The 20,966-nt window shown below is 40.0% G+C and carries 21 protein-coding genes and 2 pseudogenes; 18 read left to right on the top strand and 5 right to left on the bottom strand.

The features are described from left to right. Positions 1-17: 17 nt before the first annotated feature. From CVT00_RS04135 to CVT00_RS04160, 6 genes are read left to right on the top strand one after another with little or no spacing between them, the layout of a single operon-like run. The gene (locus CVT00_RS04135; protein ID WP_107915437.1) at positions 18-884 is read left to right on the top strand and encodes a D-amino acid aminotransferase; all 867 of its coding nucleotides are present in this window, start codon (positions 18-20) and stop codon (positions 882-884) included. Then, positions 881-1,324 carry a DUF523 domain-containing protein gene (locus CVT00_RS04140; protein WP_103559072.1) on the top strand — a complete coding sequence of 148 codons (444 nt, stop codon included), beginning with the start codon at positions 881-883 and terminating at the stop codon, positions 1,322-1,324. Before CVT00_RS04135 ends, CVT00_RS04140 begins: the two co-directional genes overlap by 4 nt. After that, complete coding sequence (locus CVT00_RS04145) at positions 1,317-1,811, top strand: chemotaxis protein (RefSeq protein ID WP_103559071.1); 495 nt, start codon at positions 1,317-1,319, stop codon at positions 1,809-1,811. Before CVT00_RS04140 ends, CVT00_RS04145 begins: the two co-directional genes overlap by 8 nt. Continuing rightward, positions 1,808-3,823: an SH3 domain-containing protein gene (locus tag CVT00_RS04150; protein WP_107915439.1), complete on the top strand. Its 2,016-nt coding sequence runs from the start codon at positions 1,808-1,810 to the stop codon at positions 3,821-3,823. The genes CVT00_RS04145 and CVT00_RS04150 overlap by 4 nt, the downstream gene beginning before the upstream one ends. Further along, entirely contained in the window at positions 3,824-5,143 is a 1,320-nt protein-coding gene (locus tag CVT00_RS04155; protein ID WP_107915441.1) for an ATP-dependent DNA helicase, read from the top strand. Further along, entirely contained in the window at positions 5,140-5,679 is a 540-nt protein-coding gene (locus CVT00_RS04160; protein WP_009293697.1) for a hypothetical protein, read from the top strand. The genes CVT00_RS04155 and CVT00_RS04160 overlap by 4 nt, the downstream gene beginning before the upstream one ends. Before the next feature lie 27 nt (positions 5,680-5,706). Here the strand turns inward: CVT00_RS04160 and lolA are convergent, their stop codons facing one another. Beyond that, on the bottom strand, positions 5,707-6,219 hold the full coding sequence (lolA, locus tag CVT00_RS04165; RefSeq protein WP_103559068.1) for a LolA-like outer membrane lipoprotein chaperone: 513 nt from the start codon (positions 6,217-6,219) through the stop codon (positions 5,707-5,709). Positions 6,220-6,316: 97 nt separating this feature from the next. On the opposite strand from lolA, the pseudogene secA reads away from it, so the two are divergent. From secA to CVT00_RS04175, 3 genes and pseudogenes are all read left to right on the top strand, one after another. Next, a pseudogene (gene secA / locus CVT00_RS04170) lies at positions 6,317-8,713 on the top strand (preprotein translocase subunit SecA); the annotation flags it as partial. Between the two features lie 108 nt (positions 8,714-8,821). After that, positions 8,822-8,923, top strand: a pseudogene (locus tag CVT00_RS10460) (SEC-C metal-binding domain-containing protein); the annotation flags it as partial. A gap of 51 nt (positions 8,924-8,974) precedes the next feature. After that, positions 8,975-10,174 carry an ABC transporter permease gene (locus tag CVT00_RS04175; protein ID WP_103559066.1) on the top strand — a complete coding sequence of 400 codons (1,200 nt, stop codon included), beginning with the start codon at positions 8,975-8,977 and terminating at the stop codon, positions 10,172-10,174. 271 nt (positions 10,175-10,445) lie between these two features. Here CVT00_RS04175 and CVT00_RS04180 read toward each other — a convergent pair whose 3' ends face one another. From CVT00_RS04180 to CVT00_RS04190, 3 genes are read right to left on the bottom strand one after another with little or no spacing between them, the layout of a single operon-like run. After that, positions 10,446-12,071: a cation:proton antiporter gene (locus CVT00_RS04180; protein ID WP_107915442.1), complete on the bottom strand. Its 1,626-nt coding sequence runs from the start codon at positions 12,069-12,071 to the stop codon at positions 10,446-10,448. 3 nt (positions 12,072-12,074) lie between these two features. Beyond that, positions 12,075-12,449, bottom strand: a complete 375-nt coding sequence (locus tag CVT00_RS04185) for a heat shock protein transcriptional repressor HspR (RefSeq protein WP_107791571.1) — start codon at positions 12,447-12,449, stop codon at positions 12,075-12,077. Between the two features lie 3 nt (positions 12,450-12,452). Continuing rightward, the gene (locus CVT00_RS04190) at positions 12,453-13,349 is read right to left on the bottom strand and encodes a DnaJ C-terminal domain-containing protein (protein WP_103559064.1); all 897 of its coding nucleotides are present in this window, start codon (positions 13,347-13,349) and stop codon (positions 12,453-12,455) included. Positions 13,350-13,504: 155 nt separating this feature from the next. Here CVT00_RS04190 and CVT00_RS04195 point away from each other — a divergent pair, with 155 nt between their 5' ends. The 5 genes from CVT00_RS04195 (at position 13,505) to CVT00_RS04215 (ending at position 17,867) form a co-directional block, all read left to right on the top strand. Beyond that, positions 13,505-14,908, top strand: coding sequence for a Do family serine endopeptidase (locus tag CVT00_RS04195; protein ID WP_103559063.1), 1,404 nt, complete (start codon positions 13,505-13,507; stop codon positions 14,906-14,908). A gap of 97 nt (positions 14,909-15,005) precedes the next feature. Beyond that, on the top strand, positions 15,006-15,683 hold the full coding sequence (locus tag CVT00_RS04200; protein WP_002940190.1) for a response regulator transcription factor: 678 nt from the start codon (positions 15,006-15,008) through the stop codon (positions 15,681-15,683). Then, entirely contained in the window at positions 15,683-16,924 is a 1,242-nt protein-coding gene (locus tag CVT00_RS04205; protein WP_103559062.1) for an ArsS family sensor histidine kinase, read from the top strand. Before CVT00_RS04200 ends, CVT00_RS04205 begins: the two co-directional genes overlap by 1 nt. A 30-nt stretch (positions 16,925-16,954) precedes the next feature. Further along, positions 16,955-17,392, top strand: a complete 438-nt coding sequence (locus CVT00_RS04210) for a pyridoxal-5'-phosphate-dependent protein (protein ID WP_103559061.1) — start codon at positions 16,955-16,957, stop codon at positions 17,390-17,392. A gap of 295 nt (positions 17,393-17,687) precedes the next feature. Continuing rightward, positions 17,688-17,867, top strand: coding sequence for a transformation system protein (locus CVT00_RS04215; protein ID WP_103559060.1), 180 nt, complete (start codon positions 17,688-17,690; stop codon positions 17,865-17,867). 38 nt (positions 17,868-17,905) lie between these two features. Here the strand turns inward: CVT00_RS04215 and CVT00_RS04220 are convergent, their stop codons facing one another. Then, positions 17,906-19,177 (bottom strand): O-acetylhomoserine aminocarboxypropyltransferase/cysteine synthase family protein, encoded by a 1,272-nt coding sequence (locus CVT00_RS04220; RefSeq protein WP_107915444.1) that lies wholly within the window; start codon positions 19,175-19,177, stop codon positions 17,906-17,908. A 106-nt stretch (positions 19,178-19,283) separates the two neighbouring features. On the opposite strand from CVT00_RS04220, the gene CVT00_RS04225 reads away from it, so the two are divergent. The 4 genes from CVT00_RS04225 to CVT00_RS04240 are packed head-to-tail and all read left to right on the top strand — an operon-like array spanning position 19,284 to position 20,963. Further along, complete coding sequence (locus CVT00_RS04225) at positions 19,284-19,616, top strand: hypothetical protein (RefSeq protein WP_107915445.1); 333 nt, start codon at positions 19,284-19,286, stop codon at positions 19,614-19,616. Further along, the gene (locus tag CVT00_RS04230; protein WP_107915447.1) at positions 19,613-20,236 is read left to right on the top strand and encodes an HAD family hydrolase; all 624 of its coding nucleotides are present in this window, start codon (positions 19,613-19,615) and stop codon (positions 20,234-20,236) included. The genes CVT00_RS04225 and CVT00_RS04230 overlap by 4 nt, the downstream gene beginning before the upstream one ends. Positions 20,237-20,284: 48 nt before the next feature. After that, entirely contained in the window at positions 20,285-20,539 is a 255-nt protein-coding gene (locus tag CVT00_RS04235; RefSeq protein WP_103606987.1) for a DUF2018 family protein, read from the top strand. Next, positions 20,532-20,963: a hypothetical protein gene (locus CVT00_RS04240; RefSeq protein WP_103607802.1), complete on the top strand. Its 432-nt coding sequence runs from the start codon at positions 20,532-20,534 to the stop codon at positions 20,961-20,963. The genes CVT00_RS04235 and CVT00_RS04240 overlap by 8 nt, the downstream gene beginning before the upstream one ends. Positions 20,964-20,966: the final 3 nt, after the last annotated feature.

Consider the following 20,966-nt stretch of genomic DNA (forward strand, 5'->3'; position numbering starts at 1 on the left):
AATTTAAGGAGCTAAAAATGGCAGATAAAGCTTTAGAAACGGTCTTTTTAAATGGCGAGTTTTTGCCAAAAGATGAGGCAAAAGTCAGTGCGTTTGATAGAGGATTTATATTTGGCGATGGAATTTACGAAGTCGTGCCTGTGATAAACTCAAAAATGGTCGATAAAGATGGCTTTTGGGCGAGGTTTGAGAGAAGCTTAAACGAGATAGATATAAGCCTGCCTTACGAAAAAGATAAATTTGAAGCGATATTAAATGAGATGATCGCCAAAAACGCCTTAAAAGAGGGTGGAATTTACATGCAAGTAACAAGAGGCGTGGCGTTTAGAAATTTCTATTTTATGGAAAATTTAACCCCAAGTGTCTTTATCTTTTGCTATGAGAGTGAAATTTTAAACAATCCAGCTGCAAAAACTGGCATAAAAGTGGTAAGCGTCGAGGACATCAGGTGGAAGAGGCGCGACATAAAGTCGATCTCGCTTCTAGCTCAGTGCTACGCTAAAAACGAGGCTCACAAAAATGGCGCGGACGAGGGCTTTATGGTCGAAAACGGCTTTGTCACAGAGGGCTGTAGCTCGAGCGCTTTTATCATCAAGAATAAAACCCTCATCACCAAGCCACTTTCAAATGAAATTTTGCCAGGCATTCGCCGTATGAGGCTCTTAAGGATCGCTAAAGATATCGGCCTAAAGATAGAGGAGCGTAAATTTAGCATGGACGAGGTTTATAGTGCTGATGAAGTCTTTATCTCGGCTGCTACGCTCATACTTTTGCCAGTGGTTTACGCCGATGGCAAGGCGATAAACGGCGCAAAAGTGGGCGAAATTTCAAGCAAACTTCGTGAAATTTATGCTAGCGAGCTTTTAAAAGAAGCTGGACTTTGAGAGAAAAGCTCTTAATAAGCGCTTGTCTTGCTGGCATAAACTGCAAATTTAATGGCGAAAACAACCTTTTGTGTAGTGGCATTTTGGATGAAATTTCAAAAAAATATCATCTGCTTTTTGTCTGCCCAGAGGTTTTTGGAGGACTTAGCACGCCAAGAGAGCCAGCTGAGATGAAAGATGGGCTTGTTGTCACAAAAACCGCCAAAGATGTGAGCGAAAATTTCATCAATGGAGCTAAAATTTGCCTAAAGATAGCTAAGCTAAATGGCTGCAAAAAGGCTGTTTTAAAAGCTAGAAGCCCAAGCTGTGGGAGCGGGCAAATTTATGATGGAAGCTTCACTAAAAAGCTAATCTTTGGCGACGGCGTAGCGGCAAAGCTGCTAAAAGAAAATGAAATTTTAGTTTTTAGCGAAGATGAGATAGGGCGGCTTGATGTTTGAGAGACTAAAAGAGAACATCTGGCTCGAGGTCATCTTTAAATACATCATCTTGCTGCTACTTTTTGTCTGCGTGGTGGGGCTTTTTGTAAGCGGCGTGATCTTTTTAAAGGGAGAGATGAGCGAAATTTCGCTAAATTTGCACATTTTCTTTGGCTTTAGCTTGGTTGTTTTAACTATCATTCACAGCTACGTCAAGAAGAAAAAACTAAAAAAGCTAAGCCTTGAGTTTAAAAATATCTTAAAGCACAAGCCAGTTCAGATGGACTGCAACACGACAAGGTTTTTAAACGCGCTAAATGATGTCAAAGTGGGCGAGCTTTCAAAGAAATTTGGTTCAGACATTGTAGAAATTTTAAGATCAAACGATATAAAGGTCAAGGATCAAAACGAGACGATGAAGCAAATTTGCAAAAACAACGATGAAAAGATGTTTTATATCTTTGTTTTGATCGTCGAAGCTATATTTAAGGATAAGGAAGAAATTTGAAAAAAGGTATATTTTTAGCACTTAGTGTTGCTTTGTTTTTGGGTTGTTCGCAGACAACAAAACCAGAGCCAAACAAGCAGCAAAATGCCCTGCCAGACGAAAATGTTTATAAGCCAAATGAGCGCATCAGCTTGCTTGAATTTGAAGTAAAACAAGACGCATCGTCGCTACCTCAAAATATGCAAAGTGCGAGTTTTACTCAAGATGAAATTTTAAAAAGAAGATTTAAAGTTTTTACTCTAAGAGGCGTGAAATTTAACCCAAATGACGCTTTTTGGGCGTTTAATGTATATAAGCCAAGCGAAAAAAGAAAGTATTTTGGTTCAAATTTTAGGCAGATACCTCAAAGCTGGTTTGACGCGCAAAAGGACAATGCAAATTTCGCTGGCTTTTTGCAAATTTCAGCTTACGCTCTAACTTCAGCAAACACAGCTGTAAGAAATTTCCCAACCGACGAGCCGATATTTTTAAACCCGCAAACCCCAGGTGAGGGCTATCCGTTTGACTATTTGCAAGAATCAACCCTAAGCATCGCTCATCCGCTCTTTGTATCGCACCTCTCAAAAGATAGGGCGTGGGCGTTTGTGAGCGATGATGCGGTTTGGGGCTGGGTGAAGGTTGAAGATATCAAATTTATCAGCGATGAAGAGGCGCTTGCCTATCAAAAATCAAGCTTTGTAACGATAAAAACCGACAAGATGCCAGTTTATGACAAGGGCGGAAACTTTTTATTTTACTCGCGTGTCGGCGCAATACTGCCAGTTTTGGCGCAAGATGACAAAAACTACTACGGCAAAATTTATGTAAGAAATATGCTTAGGGAGTTTGTCCTCCCAAAGTCTTTTAGCGCCCTTTTTCCACTTAAATTTAATGACTCAAATTTAAAAACACTTCTTAGCTCGCTTCTTACTCAGCCTTATGGCTGGGGCGGGGTGGATAAGCTAAGAGACTGCTCGCTCTTTACAAAAGACTTGCTAGCAAGCTTTGGCGTGTGGTTACCTAGGAACTCAAGGGCGCAGGCAAATATGGGAGAAAAGATCAATCTAAAAGGTCTTAGTAACGCTGCAAAGAGCAAAGAGATAAAAGAAAAGGGCGTGCCATATCTCACTCTCGTGCATCTGCCAGGTCACATCATGCTCTATGCTGGATATAAGGGCGATGATATCTACGTGGTGCATGACGCTTGGGGGCTAAAGACTGCAAACAACGGCCGCGCGCTTATCGGAGCGACCGCGATAACTACGCTAAATATCGGTCAAAACAGAAGCGACATACAAAGTGCAAATTTGCTAATTTCTAAGGTTGATTCTATAAATGTGATGAGGCCTGAGCAAGGGATGCTAGATAAGGCTAGAAAGATCTCAGCTTTGCAAAGAGCTTATGGCGTAAAGATCGAAGAAAATTTGGTTAAATTTAGTGATGGCACGAGTTTAGTCTATGATGATTTTAAACAAAAAGATGAAGAGTGCAGCACTGGCGCTGATATAGAGGATATGAACGCACTTGACTACGCTGCATTTTCGCCACTTAGCACAGCTCTAAGTGATGCTGGTAGATGCAGAAACTACGAGCTTTTAGGCAAAATTTATGGCTCAAGCGAGAGCGCAGTAAAGGCAAATTTAGTTGATGTAATCTGGCTAAAGGATTTTTTAAATTTGCCTTTAAAATTTAACTCTAAAAATGGCGCTGCAGCTGCCTTGCAAGAGGTAAGTAACGAGCTAAATGAGATGGTAAAGAGCGATCCAAATTTACTTGAATACCTAAAAGATCCTGGCGGGACATTTAAGTGGCGCATCATCGCTGGCACAAACCGCCTAAGCGCGCACAGCTACGGCATCGCGATCGATATAAATGTAAAAAAGAGCCACTACTGGCAGTGGAGCAAGGGCTATGAAAACTTGATCCCTGAAAAGATCGTGCGAGTTTTTGAGAAGCATAAATTTGTCTGGGGCGGACGCTGGAAGCACTTTGATACGATGCATTTTGAGTATCGCCCAGAGATGTTTGAGTAGATGAAAGATCAAATTTTAGAAATTTTATCTCGCTCAAACGTCTTTTTAACAGGCGGCGGCGGTGTTGGCAAGAGCTATCTAACCGCCTCCATCATCAGACACTACAAAGAAAATTTCAAAAACGTCGTCATCCTTGGCTCAACTGGCATAAGCGCTGTTAGTCTTGGGGGCGTGAGCTTGCATAGCTTTTTTAAATTTGGCTACTGCAAGGACTACGAGGAGCTAAGACGGCTTGACTACCGCCAAAAAGATAAGCTAAGCAAGCTACGAAATATGCTAGATGCCTGCAATCTGCTTGTAATAGACGAAATTTCGATGGTGAGCTCAAATGTCATGGAGATGATAAGATACCGCTTGCTTACCTCTAAATTTAAGGGCAGGGTGCTCATAGTGGGCGACTTTTATCAGCTCCCACCAGTGCAAAAAGAGCAAAATGAGAGCAAACTTTTTAACTTTTTATACGCTTTTAACTCAAGTGCGTGGGAGGATATGAAATTTACAAATGTCGAGCTGCTCGTCTCAAAACGCACAAATGATCTTAAATTTTATGAAATTCTCTCTCGTCTTAGAGTTGGTGAGCTAGATGATGAGATGATGGCTTATATCGAGAGCTTGCGAGTGGATGTCATTGAGCCAGATAGCGAGACTAGCGTGCTTTTTGGCAGAAATGCCGAGGCTGAGATGCTAAATCAAAAAAGACTTCTTGCGCTTAATGTACCGCTTGAAATTTCAAACTCGGACGTGCTTGTTATGGATGAAAATTTAGATAAAAAAGAGTTTGAAAAGTGGGCAAATACGCTAAATATCTCAAGAAATTTAGAGATGAAGATAGGCGCAAAAATCATCTTTACTTCAAATAAATGGGGTGAATATTACAACGGCGAGCAGGGTAAGATCATGCAAATTTTAAAAGAAAATGGCGCCATTTCAAGTGTGATCGTGCAAAAAGATAGCGGCGAGATCTGCGAGATAGAAAAGTGTGCTTATAACTTTTGCGCGCTAAATTTGAATGAAGATGAGATCGAGGAGAACGTGCAAGCTTCGCTTTATCAGTTTCCATTTAAGCTTGCCTATGCGCTAACTATCCACAAGTCTCAAGGCATGAGTATAAATTCGCTCATTTGCAACATCAACCACATCTTTGCCAAAGGACAGCTCTACGTCGCACTTTCTCGCGCGGTAAATCCTAAAAATTTAAAACTTTTTTATGATAAGAAAAGTGATTTTAGGCAGCATTTAAGAAAAGTGGTTAAAATTGACGACGAAGTTAAGAAATTTTACCAAGAAAACGTATTTTTGCATATTAAGGAGAGTTTATGAAAAAGCTATTTTTAAGCCTTGTTTTTGGCGTTTTTGCATTTGCAGACGTGCTAAAAGTGAGTGACTTTCAAACAGATATCTACTCAAAAGCTGGACAAAATTTAACAAAAAAGATAAGCATGAACCTTGAAGTTGTCGGACGTGACGTCGAGGAGAACGAAGCATACGTGCTTGATGCGCTAAACGTAGTTGTTGGCAGCTTTTACGTGGAGGATATCCTAACCTCAATGGGAAAAGAGAAATTTAAAGAGCTCTTTATGAAATATGCAGCCAAAAAGCACTCGCTTGACATCGATGATGTGCTTATTTTAAACATCAAAGTGATAAATAATTTGGAGCTAAGCGAGATCATAAAAGCGATAAAAAGCCAAAATTTATGCTCTGATCCAAGCGTAAATGAAGATGTGATGACAAAGCCAGAAAAGAAGAAAAAGGGCAATGAGATCATCGTCGCACCTGATCCAAATGACGTGGTGCAAAAGCCGATCGATCTAAATAATGTGCAAGAATTTGGGAAAGACTTCGGAGAGAAGTGAGTAAATTTGGCTAAAAGCTAGCCAAATTTATTGATTTACGATGTCGTAACCTTGTGGGATGATTGGAGTTAGCGTCTCTTTTGGGATGAGCGCGTCTTTTACAGGGTTGCTTAGAGTGATTTTTATCTTATTTGAGAGTTTGTCTTTATAATCAATCGTCGTTGGAAGCGTGTTTTTGATCGTTATAAAGTACTCAACCCCGTCATATATCGCCTTATAAAGTGTCGGCTGAATTTGCTCTGCGTGAGCTAAAACCTGCGTCAAATTTGGCGTATCATCTAGCCTTGAGATGACGGCTTGCTCAAGCTCATCCTCGATCACGACTACCTTGTCTTTGTCAAAGTAAATTCTCTTTGGTGTCGGACTTTCATATATCCAAAGCGCAGTGTTGTCGCTTTTAGCGTAAAATCTCCCTTTATAATTTACACTCTTGCCCTCGCTAAAGACAGTTTGAGTAAAGTCACTTTGCAGGCTTTTAAAATTTAAGCCAGCCCCAAATGAGCAAACCGCAACGAGAGAAGCTATCAAAAATTTTCTCATTTTTTATCCTTTTTTGGCGTATTCTAGCCCAGTTTAATTAAATAAATAGTTAAACTATGCTAAGATCCAAAGTTTAAAAATTTAGGAAGGTAAAGTAATGATTTCATCGGTATTTAGAAAGATTTTTGGCACGAAAAACGATAGAGAAGTCAAAAAATATATAAAACGTGTGGCGCAGATAAACGCGCTAGAGCCTACATATGAGAAGATGGGCGACGATGAGCTTAAGATCAAATTTAACGAGCTAAAAGCCCAAGTCATCGAAGAGAAAGTCACTTTAGATCAAATTTTAAATGATGTCTTTGCGTTAGTTAGAGAGGCTAGCAAAAGGGTGCTTAAGATGCGCCATTTTGACGTGCAACTAATAGGCGGCATGGTGCTAAACGAGGGCAGGATCGCTGAGATGAAGACAGGCGAGGGTAAGACCTTGGTGGCGACATTGCCAGTTATATTAAACGCTATGAGTGGCAAGGGCGTGCATGTAGTAACAGTAAATGACTACCTTGCAAAGCGTGACGCGACGCAAATGGGCGAGCTTTATAACTTTTTAGGTTTAAGCGTCGATGTGATACTAAGTGGCGGATATGACGACGAGGTAAGACAAGCTGCCTATAACGCCGACATAACATACGGTACAAACTCAGAATTTGGCTTTGACTACCTTCGTGATAATATGAAATTTGAAGCTGGTCAAAAGGTGCAAAGAGGCCATAACTTCGTTATCGTCGATGAGGTCGATAGTATCTTGATAGATGAGGCTAGAACACCACTTATAATCTCTGGTCCAACAAACCGCACACTTGATGGCTACATAAGAGCTGATCAAGTCGCAAAGCAACTAACTAGAGGCACTCCAGCCGATCCAAACGTGCCAGGCTCAAAGCCAACGGGGGATTTTATAGTAGATGAAAAAAATAGAACGATAATGATCACAGAGGCTGGCATAAGCAAGGCTGAAAAGCTCTTTGGGGTTGAAAATTTATACAACCTTGAAAACGCCGTGCTAAGCCACCACCTAGATCAAGCTCTAAAAGCTCACAATCTCTTTGAAAAAGACGTTCATTATGTCGTAAAAGATGGCGAGGTTGTAATTGTCGATGAATTTACAGGACGTCTAAGCGAGGGTAGACGCTTTAGCGAGGGGCTTCACCAAGCGCTTGAAGCAAAAGAGGGCGTGAAAATCCAAGAAGAGAGCCAAACGTTAGCTGACACAACCTACCAAAACTACTTTAGGATGTATAAAAAGCTTGCAGGTATGACTGGTACGGCTCAGACTGAGGCTACCGAGTTTTCTCAAATTTATAATCTTGAAGTTATCTCGATCCCAACAAACGTGCCAGTTAAGAGGATCGATCAAAACGACCTTATCTATAAAACTCAAAATGAGAAATTTAAAGCTGTCATCGACGAGATCAAAAAGGCTCACGAAAAAGGTCAGCCAGTGCTTGTGGGAACTGCAAGTATCGAGCGTAGTGAGGTGCTTCACGAGATGCTTAAAAAAGCTGGCATCCCACACTCCGTGCTAAATGCTAAAAACCACGAAAAAGAGGCCGAGATCATCGCGCAAGCTGGTGTAAAAGGTGCTGTAACTATCGCTACAAACATGGCTGGACGTGGTGTTGATATCAGGATAAATGATGAGGTGAGAGACCTTGGCGGTCTATATATCATAGGCACCGAAAGGCACGAGAGTAGAAGGATAGATAATCAGCTCCGTGGCCGTGCTGGACGTCAGGGCGACCCTGGTATGAGTAGATTTTATCTAAGCTTAGAGGATAATCTTTTAAGAATTTTTGGTAGTGACCGTATAAAAGCTATCATGGATAGACTTGGTATCGACGAGGGCGAAAGCATCGAGAGCCGCATGGTGACAAGAGCTGTTGAAAATGCTCAAAAGAAAGTCGAGAGCTTGCACTTTGAGGCTAGAAAGCACTTGCTTGAGTATGACGACGTGGCAAATGAGCAAAGAAAGACCATCTACAAATACCGCGATGAGCTACTTGATAAAAGCTACGATATGAGTGAGAAGATAGCTCAAAATAGGGTTGAATACGCTACAAATTTACTTGATACGGCTGAAATTTTCCATGGCGGTTTGAAAGATGACTATGACATTAAAAATTTATGCTCTATCATCCTTGCGGACTGCGGCGAAGAGATCGACGAGAGTGAGCTAAAAGGGCTAGAGTATAATGAACTAGTAGAAAAAATAGCACAAATTTTAGAGGTTAGATATAACGAAAAGATGAGCGTGCTAAATGAGGAGCAAAGAAAAGATATAGAGAAAATTTTATACCTTCAAGTGCTTGATAATGCGTGGAGAGAGCACCTTTATCAGATGGATATCCTAAAAACTGGTATCGGTCTAAGAGGGTATAATCAAAAAGATCCGCTAGTGGAGTATAAAAAAGAGAGCTACAACCTCTTTATGGAGCTAGTTGGCAGACTAAAAACCGAGAGCGTTAAAACGCTTCAAATCGTTAGATTTAAGAGCCGCGAGGAGCAAGAAGAGCAAGCTAGGATGATGCTTGAAGCTAGTCAAAATGCTGAAAATGAGCCTCTAAACTACAACAACCAAGGCGAAGAAGAAAATTTTACGCCTGAAAAAAAGATACCAAGAAACGCCCCATGCCCTTGCGGAAGCGGTAAAAAATATAAAGATTGCCACGGCAAAAGTGGCCCTAAAAAAGGCATATTTGCTTAAAATTTCTACTTTTAAGGCGCCAAAGCGCCTTAATCTTTTAAAGGCTATTTGATGACAAGCTTACCAAAGTATCTACTTTTTAAATATTTAAGATTTGATAAAACTCAGCCATTTATCGCTCTAAGTGCCTTACTCGCCTTTCTTGGTGTTAGCATAGGACTTATGGTTTTAATAGTTGCGATGGCGATCATGAACGGATTTGATAAAGAATTTGAGCGCAAACTTTTTACGATGAACTATCCTATAACCGTTCAAAGCGCTTTTAAAGGCTCCATAGATGATGGCTTTGTAGATGAGCTAAAGGCTAAATTTAGCGACCTTAAATTTAGTCCATATATCAGCACACAGGTCATTTACCGCTCGGCAAATGCGCTTGAAGGTGGGCTAATTTATGGCGTAAATTTTAAAGATGAAAAGCAGATAAATTCAGTTGTAAATGAAGCTTTGAAAGAAAAAGAGCTAGAGGGCTTTGAGATACTTGTGGGAAGTGGCATAACGAGTGAGTTTAGGCTAAGAAACGATGAAAAACTAACGCTTATCTTTACAAAGGCTGATCCTGCTGGCTTTTCGCTAACGCCAAAGATGAAGCGCTTTGATATCGGTGGCTCATTTACATCTGGGTTAATCGCCTATGACAAGGCATTTTCATATACTTCGGTTGATGCATTAAGGAAAATTTTAGACTACCCAAAAGGCGTTTATGATGGAATTCACATCTTTTCAAGTAAGCCATTTGATGATATAAAAAGGGTGCGCGAGGGGCTTCCAGCTGGCACGGTTGCTATTGGCTGGTGGGAGCAAAATGGCAACTTTTTCTCAGCGCTCGCACTTGAAAAAAGAGCGCTTTTTATCGTTTTGATGTTAATTATCCTTGTGGCGTCGCTAAATATCATAAGCTCACTACTAATGACCGTGATGAACCGCAGGCAGGAGATCGCCTTGCTTTTAGCGCTTGGTGCTAGCAAAGGCGAGATAAAAAGAAGCTTTTTTTATCAAGGGTTAGTAATAGGTGGAGGTGGCATTATATTTGGCTTAGTGCTTGGCTTTTTGGGGCTATTTTTACTTGGAAATTTCAACATCATAGACCTCCCAGCTGACGTCTATGGCTCAAGCAAACTGCCGCTTGAACTCTCAACTATTGATCTTGTGCTTATCGTAGTTGGAGCTGTATTTATCGTGGCTATCTCGTCCTACTATCCAGCAAAAAAAGCCACAGAGGTAAATGTCCTTCAAACTTTAAGAAATGAATAAAAGCCTGGCAAAGCTAGGCTTTAAATTTAGTTTTAAAAAGCATATTATTGGCTAATATGCTTTTATTTTAATTTGTAATAAATTCTATTTTTTTATCTTTTGATAGCTCTTTAATTTTTACTTCTTTCTCATTAAGACTAGCATTGATGTTTTGACCAGACAAATTTTTAGCTTCTTATTGTTTCTTATATAATCAAAAATATTGCTAATAGTTTTATCAATTTATTTAAACGAACTTAACAAAAAAGCGTGTTTTAAGAAGTTAAATTTACTACGCTCTTACGTCGTGGTCGATCTTGCATTGAAGGGCTTCGTGAACAAGGGTTTTTGCCATGACGCGCTCCTCAATTATAAGGTGGAAATTTGCGCCTAGCTCGCCAAAGATATCTTTGTTGCCCTCGCCATTTGCTTTGATGATCGTTTGGATATTTGCGCCGTAGTCTTTGATCTTTTGCGCGATCAGCTCAACTCTTTGCTCGTTGCTAACTGTTATGATAACGGCTGCTGCGTCGTTTAGGCAGGCATTTTCAAGAGTGTCGCTTTGCAGCACGTTTCCTAAAAATACATTTTCCCCGCGGCTCCTGCCAAGCTCAACTAGGCTGATATCATTATCAAGCACGATGTATAAAAGCTTTGTCTCTTTTAGCCTTAAAACCACCTCTTGACCGAGCCTATCGTAGCCAAAGACTACGATGTGATTTTTTAGCTTTTGTGGCTTTAAGGTCTCGTTTGACTCAACTACCACCTCACGCTCTACAAGATCAGCTAAAACGTCAAGCTTTTTAAGTATAAAAGGTGTTGCAAACATCGATATAACAGAGGCTGCGATGAAAATTTGAGCTGTTTGGACATCAAGTAAATTTCTTGTAGTCATCAGCCCAAAGACAGCCAGTGCAAATTCGCCGATCTGACAGACGCTAAGTGCGGTTTTAGCAGCGACCCTGCGTTTTAAGTAGATATTTAAAACGGCAAAAACGACGATGGCTTTTACGACCATTATGCTAAAGACTAGACCTAAAACTAGCCAGATGTTTGAGAGCACGACTACAAAATTTATCTGCATGCCAACGGTTATGAAAAATAGTCCAAGAAGCAGATCTCTAAAAGGTATGAGATCGACCTCGATCTGGTGCTTATACTGCGTCTCCGCCATCATCATGCCAGCTAAGAATGCACCAAGAGAGTATGAAAAGCCAAAGAAGTGAGCTAGTGTGCTGGCGCCAACGACTAAAAAGAGGATCGTGGCTATAAAGACCTCTTGAGAGTTTGTCTGAACGACTTTGTAAAATATCCAGTTGATGACATATTTGCCGAGCAAAAATAGCACAACGATAAGGATAACCGCACTCGTAAATGTCTTTAACAAAAGCTCATTTATCGAGGCATCTTGCGAGCTAAACATATCTATCATAAGCAAGATCGGGATGACGGCGATATCTTGAAATAGCAAAATTCCAAGTGCCTTTCTACCATAAATTTTACTCACATCGCCGTTGTCATTTAGCGTTTTTAGCACGATTGCAGTTGATGATAGAGCAAAGGCAAGACCAGCGATAAGTGCTGTCTCGTCCTTTAGATGAAGCGCGTAGTAAAGCATCACGCCCATCACAAAGCCACTTAAACAAACTTGCAGACCGCCATTTAGAAAGACCTCTTTTTTCATGCTCATCAGATGCTTAAAGCTAAACTCAAGTCCGATCGTAAACATCAAAAATGCGATACCAAATTCCGCGATATGAGAAATTTCATCGTTGCTTTTTAGGTTGAAAAATTCTGATATAAGCGTGCCGGTTACGATGTAGCCGATGATGGTTGGTATCTGAAATTTCTTAAAAATGACATTTAACGCGACTGAGATCGCAGCGACAAGCAAGAAGCCTTCTAAAATTTGTTCCATATATTATTTTTTGCCTTCGTAAAATACAAGATCAAAGCTATTTTTTCTCTTTACAAGCGATCTTTTGGTGCTAGTTTGACTGGTAGCTTCGTGTAATTTTTTATTTAACTCATCAATAGTTGCTTCTAAATCGTCAATTTTCTCTTTTAGCTGAAGTATCACATCAACACCTGCTAAATTTACGCCAAGTTCGCGGGTCAAATTTAGTATCGTTTTGACGCGATCAACGTCTTTTTGTGAGTAGAGCCTCATCTTGCCATCTGTTCTTGAGGGTTCAACTAGCCCCTCCCTCTCGTACTGTCTTAAAGTTTGTGGATGTATGCTTAAAACCTTTGCTACAACGCTTATTAAAAAAAGTGGTTCTTCATAATTTTGCATTTTTTACTCCGGTAATTTTTCTTTTAACTCTTTTACTAAGCCCTCGTCAAGCTCACTAATGTTTGGAAGTTTTACCCTGGCCTTTAAGTAAAGATCGCCATAAATTCCGCTCTTTCTGTTTTGCACGCCGTATCCTTTTAAGCGGATCTTTGTGCCTGTTTTTGAGTTCTCAGCGATTTTAATGGTTACATCTTTTTTATATGTATGCACATTTATCTTACCGCCAAAGAGCATAGTTTTTAGTGGAATTTCTATATCTTTATAAAGATCGTCGCCAACTCTTTCATATTCGTCGCTTGGCTCAACGCTAATGGCAAGTATGAGATCTCCAGTTTGACCGCCAGCACTCTTGCCTTTGCCTTTTATGCGAAGTTTTTCGCCGCCTTCTATGCCGCTTGGGATCTTTATCTTGATGCTTTCGCCATTAAAATTTATCTTGTGCTCGCCGCCAGTTACAGCCACGTCAAATGGTATAGAAATTTTGGCATTTACATCTAGATCAGCTCCTCCAAAGCCAAATCCACCTCCGCCAAAGCCTTCAAATCCTTCAAAACCTCCACCAAAGCCACCGCTAAATTTAGCGCCACCTCCACCAAATCCACCTGAGAAGATATTTTTCAAGATATCGTTTAGATCGCCCATATCGGCCGAGCCTCTGGCAAAGTCGTGGAAATTTTGACCGCCAAACATATTGTCGCCATATTGATCATACTGGGCACGTTTTTTCTCGTCACTTAAAATTTCATAAGCAGCGTTTATCTCTTTAAATTTATCCTCTGCTCCAGGGTCTTTGTTGATGTCTGGGTGGTACTTTCTAGCAAGTTTTCTATAAGCTTTTTTTATCTCGTCGCTTGATGCGCCTTTTGAAACTCCTAAAGTTTCATATAAGCTTTCGCTCATATATTCTCCTTATGTTTTTTGACACGGATTATATCACAAAACTTTAGTCTATGCAAGTCAAGTTTATTTTTATTTACAAAGGATAAAAAAGCGTTAAGATTTTATTTTTAAGCTCTATTTATAATTTCAAGACATTTTCAATTTAAAGGAAAAAAATGAAAAAATTTATGCTAATTTCATTAGCAGCGGCTTCTTTGCTAATGGGAGCTGATATTAAATTTAACGAAGCAAACCAAGATGTAACTAGAGTTTCGCCGTTAAGCGATAAAAATAGCGTGCTCTCATACTACGACTCTATCGCTCAGGCAAAACTTTCAGTAGTAAATATCTCGACTACAAAAACAGTAAGCAATGCGGGTATCGAGCAGATGTTTAATGATCCGTTTTTTAATGAATTTTTTGGATTTAACTTTGCAAAGCCAAAAGAGAAAGAAAAGACAACCTCTCTTGGCTCTGGCGTCATCATCTCAAATGACGGCTACATCGTTACAAACAACCACGTCATCGAAGATAGCGACCAGATCGTTGTGACCTTGGCAAAGGGTGGCAAGGAGTATAAAGCAAAGCTAATAGGCAGCGATCCAAAGACCGATCTAGCCGTCATAAAGATAGAGGCAAATGGGCTAAATGCGATAACATTTGCCGACTCATCAAAGCTGCTTGATGCGGACGTAGTCTTTGCTATAGGCAATCCTTTTGGCGTTGGTGAGAGCATCACTCAAGGCATCGTCTCAGGGCTAAATAAAGACGATATCGGGCTTAATCAATATGAAAATTTCATCCAAACAGACGCCTCTATAAACCCTGGCAACTCAGGCGGCGCTTTGGTTGATAGCAGGGGCTATTTAGTCGGTATAAACTCAGCCATACTTTCAAAAAGTGGAGGCAACAACGGCATAGGCTTTGCGATCCCGTCAAATATGGTAAAAGATATCGCTAAAAAGCTGATAGCTGACGGCAAGATCGAGCGTGGATTTATCGGCGTAACTATCGCAAATTTAACTGATGAGCAAAAAGAACTTTACACAAATAAAGAAGGCGCTTTAATAAGCGGTGTAGAGCAGGGCATGCCAGCAGATGAAGCAGGGCTAAAAAGAGGCGACTTGGTCATCTCAGCAAATGGCAAAGCTATCAAAAATGCAAATGATCTTAAAAATTTCATCGGCTCACTAACTCCAAATAGCAGCGTTGATATAACTTACGAGCGATCAAGTAAGGTGATGAATACAAAAATCAAACTTGTAAATATGGATCACAACGCAAAAGATGCGACAAAAAGCGTCATAATAGAAGGTCTTAGCGTTAGCAATCTAATCGATGAGATAAGATTTAAGTATAAGATCAGCCCAGATACTCAAGGCGTGCTTGTAACTGACGTAAAATCTGGCTCAAAAGCTGAAGACTTTGGCTTTGAAAGAGGCGATGTGATCGTTCAAGTTGGCGAAGAGAGCATAAAAGATCTTCAAACATTTGCAAGCACAGTTAAAAACGCAAAAGGCAAAAAGACGCTAGTGTGGATAAACCGCGGTGGCATCATGCAAGGTCTTGTTATAAAATAACCACTTAAGAGCTGAAATTTCAGCTCTTAACTCTTTTAAATTTTTAAAACCTTTATCTGCTATAATCCTTAAAAATAAATTTACATCAGGAAAGATCATGACTAGAATTTTAATGATAGAAGATGATATGGAGCTTGCTGAAATTTTAACTGAATACCTAGAAAACTACGATATCAAGGTGACGACGGCTGAAGAGCCATATATCGGACTATCTACCTTAAATACGAGCGAATTTGACCTAGTGATACTTGACCTCACTCTCCCTGGCATGGACGGGCTGGAGGTTTGCAAAGAGATAAGAAAAAAGCACAACATCCCTATAATCATCTCAAGCGCAAGGCACGATATAACAGACAAAGTAAATGCCCTAGATAACGGTGCGGATGATTATTTGCCAAAGCCTTATGACCCACAAGAGCTTCTTGCTCGCATCAAAAGCCATCTAAGAAGGCAGAGTATCGCCCCTGCAAATGAGGCAAGAAATTTAAACAAAGACTTGGTATTAAAAGAATTTGAGCGTGAAATTTTATTTAAAGGAAGCGTGCTAAATTTAACCGCAGCGGAGTATGACATCTTAAAATATCTGCTTCAAAAAGAGGGCGGGGCGGTCACTAGAGAGGAGCTCATCTACAACTGCGAGAGCATAAACGAAGATAGCTCAAACAAAAGTATCGATGTCATCATCGGCAGAATTCGCCAAAAACTAAATGAAAATCCAAAAGAGCCAAAATACATCCACGCGATCCGCGGCATCGGCTATAAGTTGGTTCTTTGATGCCAAGATCTTCTATATTTATCACGATAACGTTTATCTTTGGACTTGCGCTCGTTTCGATATTTCTAGCCTTTTTGTGGCTTATGGGCTTTGACAAGCAAAACTACACAAGAGAGCTAAATAACAAATACTCAAACGTCGCTAGGACAAATTTGCTCTACATGGGTGGCATCATAAACAAAGCCCAGTACGATCGTCAGCTCTCAAGCATCGACATGCCAGAGATCACCGCCAAAAATGAAAAAGAAGAAATTTTAAAAAATGCAGCCGTTTTAGAAGAAATTTCAAGCGATCTAGGATCAAGTGCTATCTTGCTTTATGATAAGCATCACTACCTAAAGATCGAGCATTTAGACGAGCTAAAGCTTTTGATGGATAAAGAATTTCAGCCTTATAGATATGAGGTGATAAAGGCTGTGTTTGCCGTAGTTGCGGTCATTTTGCTGGCTGCTTATATCTTTGTCATCTATAAGATAAAGCCGCTTAGAAAGCTAAAGCGTCAGATCGTGAAATTTGCAAATGGTGAGCTTGACGGCGTGCAAAATGTCGGCAACGGCAAGGATGAAATTTCTGAAGTTTCAGAGGCATTTTATGAGGCTGTTTGTCAGATCAAAGCACTAAATGACTCAAGGCATCTTTTTTTAAGAAATATCATGCACGAGCTAAAAACGCCTATCACAAAGGGGCTGATCGCCGCTCAAATGATAGAAAAAAGCAAAAATCAAGAGAGGCTAATATCTGTCTTTCACAAGCTTGAAAATTTGATAAATGAGCTTGCTGCGATCGAGCAGATAACCTCAAAAATAGGCCTTACAAACAAAACGCCTTGTCTTATGAGAGACCTTATCGACGAGGCGATAGATATAGCGATGATCGAGAAAGAGCACGTTGGTATCAGCGAGCTTGACGAGGTTAGGGTGATGGTTGATTTTAAACTATTTTCAGTCGCTATAAAAAATATGATAGATAATGGCATAAAGTATTCAACCGACAAACATGTAAATATCATGGTTAGCAAAGATCATATGAAATTTATAACCCAAGGCGAGAAGCTAAAAAATGACCTTGACTTTTACATCCAGCCATTTATCAAGGGCGAGGACGCGCAAAAGAGCTTTGGTCTAGGTTTATATATAGTTAGCAACATCCTTGAGGCTCATGGACTAAAATTTGGCTATGAATACAAAAATGGAATGAATGTCTTTATTTTTGAAAATTTACAAGATATAATAGCGGCGTAAAATCAAAACCGCAAAAAAAGGAGTGTAAAAATGGCGGCAAAAATCTTCTCGGCAGTTGATATTTTATCAATAATTGATCTTGAGATAGCTTTTATAAAGCGATACAAAAACGTAAAGGACTATGCGAAAAATTTATCTTTGATATATTTTTCTTTGCCAAATAGTAAAGAATATGGCGAAATTTTTGAAAAAATCCTAAGACAAACAGATGTTGTCATAAGAGAAAACGAACACTACGTGGTCGTACTTCACGGCACAAACGAGAGAGGCGCTAGTGAGCTACTAACTGGTATACAAGAGTTTTTAAACGCTGAACCGATCGATCTAGTAGTTACCTATCCAAAAGATGGAAAAGACGCAAAAGAGCTTACTATAAAACTTCAAGATGAGATAAAAGACAACTACGGCGTCTTGCTTGAGATGCTTGTAAATCAAGATAAATTTGAAGTTTTTGAAGATATCGTTTGAGATAATTTAATAAAATAATTTATTAGAAAAAGCAGGTAGTGTGTTAGCGCTATCTGCACCCATAGCGTTATATTAGCTAAGAGGATTTTTAATTTAAACCTATTAGCTCTTAGCATTAAATTTAATTAGATTGTGTCGTAAATTTTAAAATTCCATTCACTCGCAAGAGTTGGCTACTACAATTTGACTTCGCTTGCAACTTAGCTCAAATTTTAGAGCCAAAACAAATCCGTTCAGTCTCATTTTATTTTGCTTTTTATAAAATCACCAAAACACTAGCAAAATGGGAGGCAAAATGCTTGATAGTATCATACTTGCAGTCTTAGTATATTTCGCAACATTCTTATTTATGCTTTTTATACTCGCCTTTTTTGCATTTTGGTATATAAGCGTGCCGCTACTTGTCATCTACATCGTTATAAAATTTATAAGGCAAGTAAAAGAGTGCGAGAGGATACATGGCAAGCTTGAGTAAATTTTAAATTTCTAGCCCAAAATGAGCTAGAAATTTCATTATTCTAGGGCTTGGGCTAGGTCAGCTATCAGATCCTCGGCGTTTTCAAGACCTATGCTAACTCTTATCAGCTCTTTTGTGATGCCAGCTTTGATGAGCTCTTCGCTGCTTAGTTGCTGGTGAGTTGTCGAGGCTGGATGCGTGATGAGCGACTTTGTATCGCCGATATTTACTACGATCTTAAAGAGTTTTACGCGCTCTAGCATCTTTTTTGCGCGCTCAAAACTATCAGTCTCAAAGCAAAAAAGCCCATTTGCCATGCCGTCTTTAAAGTATTTTTGCGCCTTTGCGTGATCTATGTTGTCGGCAAGCCCAGGATAAGCCACGCTTTTTATATGTTTGTGAGAGTTTAGAAATTTAGCCACTTTTAGCGCGTTTTGCGAGTGTCTCTCAACCCTAACAGCGAGCGTTTCAAGCCCTTGTATGAGCTGCCAAGAGTTAAACGGAGAGATCACAGCGCCGATGTCGCGCACGATGGCAAGCCTCATTCTTAGCGTGTAGATATCAAAATGGTCCGTCATATCAGCATAAACGATGTCGTGATAGCTCGCATCTGGCACGTTAAAGTGCTCATATCTCTTGTTGCCTTTTAGCTTTTCGTTTAGGTGATTTGCACTTACAACGACACCTGCTAGGCTAAGGCCCTGACCGCTCATATATTTGCTCGCACTATGCACGCAAACATCGACTCCGTGGCGAAGTGGCTGAAAGATGATAGGCGTTGGCACGGTGTTATCAGTGATGCTGATGATGCCATATTTGTTTGCGATTTCTACGATTTTTTCGATATTTGGGATAGAAATTTGCGGATTTGAAAGCGTTTCAAAAAATATAGCCCTCGTTTTATCATCTATCAAACTCTCCAGATCATCAGCAGTGTCGCTGTCAAAGACTCTAGCCTCTATGCCAAATCTTTTTAGTGTGTGCGTAAAAAGCACCGTCGTGCCGCCATAAATTTTCTTAGCGATGATGATATTATCGCCTGCTTGGGCTAAATTTATTATGCTGTAAAACAAAGCTGACTGACCGCTTGCAGTCGCTATCGCAGCGGCTCCGCCCTCAAGTGCGGCGACCCTTTTTTCAAAGATATCTGTCGTTGGGTTGCTAAGTCTTGTGTAGATGTAGCCACTATCTTTTAGATCAAACCTAGCAGCTGCTGTCTCGGCACTTCCAAAGTCATAAGCTGTGCTTTGAAAAATAGGCACAGCCATCGTGCCAAAGCCCTCGTTTGTGTCGTAGCCTACGTGGATCGCAGCGGTTTCTTGCCTCATTTTTGCTCCTTGTTTAAGTAATTTTGGCGTAAATTATACATTAGCAAAGCCAAAATTTAGGGGATAAAATCAAATTTTGATATAATTTGCCAAAAAAAGGAAAAATTTGAACCAAGTCACGGATAAATTTAAACGTGTAAAATATCTTCGTGCGCTAGAGAAATTTGCAAAATCAGCGATAAATGGACTAAAAAGAGATGACTTTGACGAGGGAGAATTTCGCCAAAGAGTGGAGAAAAACGCGAAAGTCATCGAAAAAGTAGAGGCTGTTTATCTTGATCAGCCATACTCAAAGGCGCTAGAAAATTTTATAAATTTGCTTATCAAAAATGCGCCAAAAGAGGAGCTTTTAAAGGCGGCAAATCTACTTGATAAGCTAAAAAATCAAAAGACATATAAAAAAGAGAAGCATAAAAATAAATTTAAGGATGAGGATTGAAAGTAGTTATTTTTGATATGGATGGTACGGTGATCGATAGTGGCGAGGCGATATATAAGACGGTAAATGAAGTAAGAGATGAGCTAAATTTGCCGCCACTTGAAAAAGAATTTATCATAAAAGCGATCAACGAGCCAGGTAGAAATTTGGCCCTTGAGTTTTACGGCATCGACACGCCAAGCAGGAGCTTAAAAGAGGGTTTTGAAGAGAAATTTAAGAAATTTTACGATGAGTGTGCGACTACCTATGATGGCGTAAAAGAGCTTTTGCAAAAGTGTAGAGATGCTCATTATAAGGTCGTTTTGGCAAGCAACGCACCGCACGATACGCTAGAGAAAATTTTAAAGAAAAATGAAATTTATGAGCTATTTGACGAGGTCATCGGCGCTAGCAAGGAGATACCGCAAAAGCCAGATCCTGCGATGCTTCACCTAGCTGTTAGTAAAACTGGGGCTAGCAAGGCGATCTTTGTAGGAGATAGCTTAAAAGACGAGCTAGCCGCTAAAAATGCAAATATGCCTTACGTGCAAGTTTGTTGGGGATTTGGCGAGGAGAGCAAAACTGCCACGTATAACGCCAAAAATGTTAGCGAGGCTTGGGAGATAATATTAAATTTTTAACTTAGTTTTAATTGGCTATAATCTTAAGAAATTTTCAAAGAAACAGCGATGATAGATATATTTGAGGGCAGTGCGAGAGATAAATTTTATGACATTTTGTTTAACGCAAATGCCGTTTTAGTTAAAAACGAGATAGATAAAATTTTTGAGAAATTTGTGGCTATGAGCGAGCTTTGCGAAAAGTATGGCGTTGGCGAGGACGAGATCAGAAATTTTATAGCCTCAGAGCAAGATAAAGTTTATAACGGAGTAAATGACCTATATATCGAGCTTAGCGGAGAAATTTTAAGCCAAAATGAGTAAGATTTTTGCGCTCATTGCTTTGCTAGCCGCTCTTGTCTTTGCAAAAGAGCCAAATTTTGACCCAAATTCGGTGCATACATTTGAGCTTAAAAAAGATGAGTGGGCGAGGGTCTTTATAACCGAGAAAAAAACTCAAAGAGTTGAGACTTTTGACTTTCGTTGGACGCTGTTTGATAGCACAAATATCACTGTGCAAAGCTTTTTTAGGCGCTATCCAAGGCAGATGGTCTTTTCGCTAAGACAAGGACAAAACACCTACATGCAGCGAGTTTTGCCTGATTTTATGATGCCGCCAAACGAGAGTGTGAGCCTTTATATATCGTTTGTTGATTTTAAGGATAAAAAGGCGCATTTTAGGGTGGCGCTGCTAGATGAGAGCAAGCGTGTGGATGTGGGTTTTCGAGATCCGCACGAGGATAAATAGAAG

Source organism: Campylobacter concisus (assembly GCF_003048675.2).
Classification (GTDB): domain Bacteria; phylum Campylobacterota; class Campylobacteria; order Campylobacterales; family Campylobacteraceae; genus Campylobacter_A; species Campylobacter_A concisus_F.